Origin of the sequence: Coleofasciculus sp., from assembly GCF_046539235.1 — a bacterium.
Taxonomy (GTDB): domain Bacteria; phylum Cyanobacteriota; class Cyanobacteriia; order Cyanobacteriales; family Coleofasciculaceae; genus Coleofasciculus.
Genome location: NZ_JBKHHI010000361.1, coordinates 1 through 6857, shown reverse-complemented (window position 1 = coordinate 6857; position 6857 = coordinate 1). Strand labels below are relative to the sequence as shown.

The 6857-nt window shown below is 43.2% G+C and carries 7 protein-coding genes; 3 read left to right on the top strand and 4 right to left on the bottom strand.

Annotation, left to right across the window (positions count from 1 at the left end; genetic code table 11):
* Positions 1-33 precede the first annotated feature (33 nt).
* Positions 34-390, bottom strand: a complete 357-nt coding sequence (locus tag ACLFWI_RS23895; RefSeq protein ID WP_446347823.1) for a hypothetical protein — start codon at positions 388-390, stop codon at positions 34-36.
* Between the two features lie 298 nt (positions 391-688).
* Here ACLFWI_RS23895 and ACLFWI_RS23890 point away from each other — a divergent pair, with 298 nt between their 5' ends.
* A complete protein-coding gene (locus ACLFWI_RS23890; protein ID WP_446406706.1) occupies positions 689-1489 on the top strand; it encodes a Uma2 family endonuclease in 801 nt (266 codons plus the stop codon).
* A 313-nt stretch (positions 1490-1802) separates the two neighbouring features.
* Positions 1803-2132: a hypothetical protein gene (locus ACLFWI_RS23885; RefSeq protein ID WP_446406691.1), complete on the top strand. Its 330-nt coding sequence runs from the start codon at positions 1803-1805 to the stop codon at positions 2130-2132.
* A 97-nt stretch (positions 2133-2229) separates the two neighbouring features.
* On the opposite strand, the gene ACLFWI_RS23880 is transcribed toward ACLFWI_RS23885, so the two are convergent.
* Complete coding sequence (locus ACLFWI_RS23880; protein ID WP_446415001.1) at positions 2230-2778, bottom strand: hypothetical protein; 549 nt, start codon at positions 2776-2778, stop codon at positions 2230-2232.
* A gap of 141 nt (positions 2779-2919) precedes the next feature.
* On the bottom strand, positions 2920-5202 hold the full coding sequence (selD, locus tag ACLFWI_RS23875; protein ID WP_446415000.1) for a selenide, water dikinase SelD: 2283 nt from the start codon (positions 5200-5202) through the stop codon (positions 2920-2922).
* Positions 5203-5679: 477 nt separating this feature from the next.
* Here selD and ACLFWI_RS23870 point away from each other — a divergent pair, with 477 nt between their 5' ends.
* Positions 5680-6342 carry an HAD family hydrolase gene (locus tag ACLFWI_RS23870; RefSeq protein ID WP_446414999.1) on the top strand — a complete coding sequence of 221 codons (663 nt, stop codon included), beginning with the start codon at positions 5680-5682 and terminating at the stop codon, positions 6340-6342.
* 266 nt (positions 6343-6608) lie between these two features.
* On the opposite strand, the gene ACLFWI_RS23865 is transcribed toward ACLFWI_RS23870, so the two are convergent.
* On the bottom strand, positions 6609-6857 hold a 249-nt coding region (locus tag ACLFWI_RS23865), incomplete at its 5' end, for a Uma2 family endonuclease (RefSeq protein WP_446414998.1).

Below are 6857 nucleotides of genomic sequence, written 5' to 3'. Positions count from 1 at the left end.
GTTACCAATGACAACTGACAAATGACAGATGACTCATCTCAACAAACGACCAACCAAGGAGGTAACTGAGTTAACCAGCCATATCATCGAGCCCGCCAGGAAAATGTTCTCCCGCAATTCTCGGCGATTAACCCCATAGCTGGAACGACGCCCACTACCCGCACCGTCACGCTCTAAATCATAAATAATTTTCTCCGCGTACCACCGATCAGATTTTCCGGGATATTTCATTTGCGCCTGAGCCAGCAGTCGTTTGGCTAAACCTTTGTTCCCTTTTACGGCTTTGAGTAAATGGGGGTCTATTCCTTCATTATTCTGAGAATCGCGCCAGATCAAAAAAACCATCACACCAATCAACGCCAGCAGTGCGATCGCGAAGGGCAGTTTCATTGATTTAACCTTGAAAGATGGATATTCCAGTTATTCTATCCGCTAATTTTCTACACTGCCAACCTAAAAATATTTATAAATATTAACGGCATAGTTCCTATCTTCAGGGCTTAAGTTGACGAAACCGAAAAACTGTAGTAGCAGCTACCAAAAAATTATTGAGACTTGGCGCGATCGCACAATTGTTCTTGAGTGCTGATAAACCTTGTGGCTTGGGCATTCCAGGCATACAGCACATTGCTCCACGATAGTTTAGGTATATGCTAAAGTGACAAAAAATGCTTCCTCCTGTGATAGTATGTCCCTTTCTACTTCCGCGAAAATCATCTACCCCGAAAGTGACGGTCAACCTTTGGCAGACAATACAATCCAATTCCGCTTGATTGTCACCATTCAAGGTGGAATTGATGCCCTATTTCTTGAGAATCCTAATGTCTTTGTTGCTGGAGATTTATTTTGGTATCCAGTGGAAGGTGAACCGTGGATTAGACAAGCGCCTGATGTCATGGTTGTCATCGGACGTCCCAAGGGTGATCGACGTTCCTATAAACAGTGGGAAGAAGACAATATTCCGCCGCAAGTCGTTTTCGAGATTGCCTCTCACAGTAATACGAAGGCAGAATTAGAGGAAACCAAGCGTTATTTTTACGAACGTTATGGTGTCGAGGAATATTACCTGTTTGATCCTCAGCCTGGAATCCTCAAAGGATGGCAACGAGATGAAAGACTCTTACAACCCATTCCGAGAATGTCGGGTTGGATTAGCCCCCGTTTGGGCATAAGATTTGAAGTAGAAAAAGGAAATTTACAGCTATACCATCCTGATGGGGAGCGATTTGCTTCCTTTGTGGAAATTATTGAACAGCGAAGGTTAGAAAAACGGGCACGAGAACAAGCTGAACGGGAAAAAATACAAGAACAACAGGCACGAGAACAAGCTGAACGGGAAAAAATACAAGAACAACAGGCACGAGAACAAGCGGAGTTGGCACAACAAAATGCGATTCCCAAGTTATTGGCAATGGGTTTAACTGTAGAACAAATTGCTGAAGCTTTATCGTTACCTGTGGAGACTGTGCGGGCTATAGCTGGAAGGTAAGCTTAATAGTTAGCGCCACATATAATTTTCAGGACAAGCGCGATCGCACAATTGCTCCTGATTGCTGATCAACCAAATATCAGTTAACTCGCCCAAATTGATAAGCTGTCATGCATTTAAATTGGGAATGGGTAGCGAGCAAGATGCTCAATGCAGCGAGCAAGATGCAAAGCCTGCGGTATGGCTTCGCTAAACGCACTACGGCAAGGATTTCGCCATTATTGACATGAAGGTTTAAATGCCGAACAGCTTAACCAGACAGTAATTAAATCTTTGTGTTAGCTTGGGTAAATAGTCCAAAGGTCAGTTATTTTTGAATAAAAGCGTCTTAGAGATTGAGCAAGGACAATTTTTATGTACTGAAGGCTCCGGAATTGAGACTATTGAACAAATTCTGATTGTTCCTGATGGATTAAAGTTGAACATTAGCGGTAAAGCTTCTCACCTCAAAACATCCTTAAATGCCTCTTGTCACAATTCGACAGTATCAGAAATACGGTCAAATAAGCTTTTTACCTTAGTTCCCAAAGATACAATAGAGTTGCTTGTGATTCCTTTTGCTTCTGCTGCTTTTGGTTCATTCATTGTTTTTCTCGTGCAAATCATGCAAGATTTACAAAAGTCTCACCCGAAAAAACCCTGATTTGAACAACAACCTACCTTTTTGCTCAATTCAGATTATAGCCACCAGTATGGCAATCTTGTACTCGACTGGTGGTCTAGTCGAAAACGAATATACATTAATGCTCCCAGGATTCATCAAACATTAAATCCCGAACATTCTTTAACACAAAATTACCCTTCTCCTTGCTTAATTCACCCAGACATATTATCGGACAACGTTCTTGATACGCTTTAACTGCTAAAATATAGTCATAACCTGTTAACTCTGTCTTAATTTTTCGTAGCTTATCTCCAACAACACCCAGCAACGTTACCTGACCGCTTAACGGATCAGAATTCGGCGTGTTAATGTGCATCACCACTCCCTGAAGTGTAATCGTTTGTCCACCAGAAATCAGTTCACTCAAAATCTCAACTTGAGAACGATTCTCTACAACGGCTAACGTTTCAATCGCCTCACCAATGCGAGTCACATAATCCCCTAGATTGGTTTTTAGAGGCAACAAAATCTCAAACTCCCCCCGCTGCTCATCCTGCTTGAGCCAAATCATAGCATTATCCAAAAATGGACGGTCTTCATACCAGCCATGAGCTTTTAAATACGCCTGAAGCTGTTTAGGTTCTATGCTTTTTAAACATTCAATATCTCGCACAGTTACATTCATAGTAAAACACCTTGACTAAGACGCTGCATCATTAATTGATATTAAATTCGGGTTAGCTACCCCCTTGATAATTTAGTCCGCGTAGGCGGACTTTGTTTGTGTAGCAGCGACTTCTAGTCGCCATGGCAAAAAGGGGGTTTCTTATAAGAATCTTAATGGGGGAACGCCTGAACTAGCTGGCATTACCTGACCAATAATGCGACTATGTTTATATCCTAATTCTTGCAAAACTTGCTCACACTTTGCCGCTTGATCCGCCGGAATTGTTGCCAATAACCCGCCAGAGGTTTGTGGATCAAAAAGTACCGGATAATTGGCGCGATCGCAAATCTTTTCCTGATTCCTGATAAACCTTGCTGCTTGGACATTCTGGGGATACAGTGAACTGACAATTCCCTGTTGCACAAGTTCCGTTACCCCCTCCAGTATCGGAATCCTATCCCACTCTAATTCCACCGCCATCCCTGATGCTTGCACCATTTCCACCAAATGTCCCACGAATCCAAACCCCGTCACATCAGTACAAGCGGTGACACCATGATCTCGAAATACTTGAACCGCTTCCTGATTCGACAACAACATCGACTCAACCGCCTGATCAATCCAGCGCCCTTTTGCCATTAAACGCTGATGTGCCGCGAATAAAATCCCGGTTCCTAAGGCTTTAGTTAGAATTACGCGATCGCCCGGTTTCATCCCACTTTTTTTAATAATTTGCTGAGGATGCACTAACCCATTACAGGATAAACCAAACATTAATTCTGCCCCTTCCGTTGTATGTCCTCCCACCAACGGCGCTTGTACTTGCGATAATACCTTCATCGCCCCGGATAATAATTGATAGAGGGTTTCCTCCTGTTTTTCTGCTGTCCCATAAGGAACCGTTACCATTGCCAAAACACTCTGCGGTGTCGCACCCATGGCAAATAAATCGCTGAGACAGTGATGAGTGCTAATTTGTCCAAAGATAAAAGGATCATTGATTAAGGTACGAAAATAATCAATCGTTTGCACTAATAGTTTATCAGGGGGAACTTTTAGCACCGCTGCATCATCTGGCGTTCCTAATCCGAGAATAATATCCTTTGGTGTGGGGAAAGGATACTCATCCTGCAACCGTTTTAACACTCGTTCTAGAGTCGTGCTACCAACTTTAGAACCACAGCCAGCGCAATACATCGGTGGGGCATTTTTCGGCTTCCCTAAAAGGGGTAATTTCGTCAAGTTAGGTGTTTTATCGGGAACAGTATTAGCCGATTCCATTTCTGGCAAATCCCTAAATTGCCGCATAAATTTGCGATCAATATGATCCTTCCAACGCCATAATAGTCGGGAGTGCCAGCCAAAAATACCCCAGGATGCGATCGCGCCGCCATCACCGGTTCCAATTAAACTCAAAAACCGCCGTTGGGGTTTATAAGGATGTAGCGCTTTTCCTTGTACAAAGCGACGCAAATTGTCCACCAAAGGCTTCCCTTGACGCACCGCAAATACCCCAGCTTTAGGGCGAGGATGATGCACCATGGTGGCGATATCACCAGCGGCAAAAATATGAGGATGAGAGAGGGATTGTAACGTATCGCCAACTGAAATAAAACCCTTTGAAGTGGTATGCAATCCTGATTCAGCAATCCAACTCGGTGCAGAGGCTTGGGTTACCCAGAAGCTGTAATCGCAATCGACAACTAAACCAGACTCACAGCAAATTTCATCGGGCAATATCTGAGAAACGGTTTCTCCTAAATGCACCTGGATTCCCCGCTTACTTAGCAGCTTCTCAACATATCGCCGCGCCCAGGAATTATGACCGGGTAATAGTTGATTTCCCCGATGAAACAAATGAATTTTTACAGAGATGCCATGGCACGTCTCTATATGATTAATACGCCGTTGCATTGTCATTGCCAGTTCTACCCCACCTGCACCACCGCCAACAATTCCTAAACTCAGAGATGGTTGAGGATGTTGTGCAATGGTTTCAATAATTCGATTCCATTGCTTTAAAAATTGGGGGACAGGTTTAGCCGGAATCGCGTATTTAGCTACGCCAGGAACCGATTCTTTAGCTGGGGTACTACCAATATCTATTGACAAGACATCAAAGGCAACGGCAGGACGATTGGCACAGATAACTTTATTCGAGTTTAAATCTAAACCTACGGCTTTATCAATATATAATTGAGCGCCAGCAAACTGGGCAAGACGCCGCAAATCAATATGACATTCATCAAAGGTATAGAACCCAGCCACATGACCGGGTAACATCCCGGAATAGGGGGTATGAGACACATTGGTAATCAGCGTCAACCGCACTCCAGACAAGGGATTCATCCCCAACATCCGCAGTGCGATCGCGTGGCTATGACCGCCGCCGATCAGGACTAAATCTTTGTCCTTTGTCCTTTGTCCTTTGTCCTTTGTCATTGGTCAGGGGTTGAGACTTATATGCCTAATTTAACATAGTTACGTTTATTTACACTAACTCACTTATAATTATTGGTTTCGGTTTGATTCTTATAATAGTAGGTTTGGTCGAGTAACCATATCCAACAATTGCTAGTTTAACTCGTTGGGTTTCATCCTGTTCAACCCAACCTACAACAAATAGCTATTAAAAAATATTTATATTTTTAGCTACTCAAAATTTAATGATCAAGTCAGGGTTGTCGGCAATCAAAGTTTTATATGCCGTGGCGCTAGTACAAGAAGGCTCCAAGTCCGAAGGCAGACTTCGGCGTGAGCGATCAGTCGAACGCAGGCAGAAGGCAGAAGGTTCCAAGGAAAAAGAAGCCAAGCTAAAAAGAAGGTGACAAAGATGGATTTGGTATTATCTCTCTCAGGCTAGATTGATTTCCCAGAATGGCATCGGCATAATTAAGGGAAACAAAAGGAGAACCTGTGATGCCAAAGGCTGTTATTTTTGATGTAGACGGCACCTTAGTTGATTCCGTTGATCTGCACGCCCAGGCGTGGGTTGAAGCGTTTAAACAGTTTGGCTATGACGTGCCTTACGATAAAATCCGTCATCAAATCGGTAAGGGGAGTGACTATATCATCCCTGTCTTTATTTCTCAAGCGGAATTTGAGCGCCTTGGTGAGGATATTGCCAATTATCGCAAAGAATTTTATCAAGAAAATCTTCTGTCTCAGGTGCGTCCCTTTGAGGGAGTAAGCCAACTCTTTGAACGCTTAAAAGCCGATGGAAAAAAAGTTGTCGTGGCGTCTTCAGCCAGAACCGAAACCCTGACTCACTACAAAAAACTATTGGATATTGAAGACTTAGTAGACGGTGCAACCTCTACAGACGATGTTGAAAAGTCAAAACCCCATCCCGACATCTTTCAAGCCGCATTAGGGAAGCTGGATGGGGTGACAACCCAAGAGGCAATTGTGGTGGGGGATAGTCCTTATGATGCTCAAGCCGCCTGTAAAATTAATCTAGATGTCATTGGTGTGCTTTGCGGTGGTTTCTCCGAAGCTGAGTTAAAAGAAGCAGGCTGTATGAGAGTCTATCAAAATCCTGCGGATTTACTTGATAATTATCATCAGTCTCCTTTGGCTTAATGTCTCAGTAACAAGAGTTTAGACTAAACCATTGATCTATGTCGTTTGTCTTTTTAAGAAGAGTGGCTAATAATAGTTGAACTCAACATCTTCATTAAAATGGATAACTTGGTGGGTTACGGCGGATAACTAATTAAATGGTTTATTTTCTTAATTGATTACCGCCTAACCCACCCTACAAGTTGATAAAGGTTATGGTTAAATCAGATGAGTCTCCGAGATAAGGAAGCCTACACTTACTCGCTGATGAGACCTGTAGGAGAACATCACTGTAGTAATCTAAGCACGTCCACTTCGACGTGCGGCAATGCTAATGGCATAATTATCCCCGTCGCATACTTAACCACAGATTGATACATTCCCTGGTTAGGTTCACGATACACCCACAATTGACTCCCTGGAATATCAATCACCCAATAGTCTCGTATTTGATGCCGCGCATACATCCGAGCCTTCTCGTTTAAGTCATAGGAAAGGGTTGAATTGGATACCTCAATCAGCCAATAAATATCGTT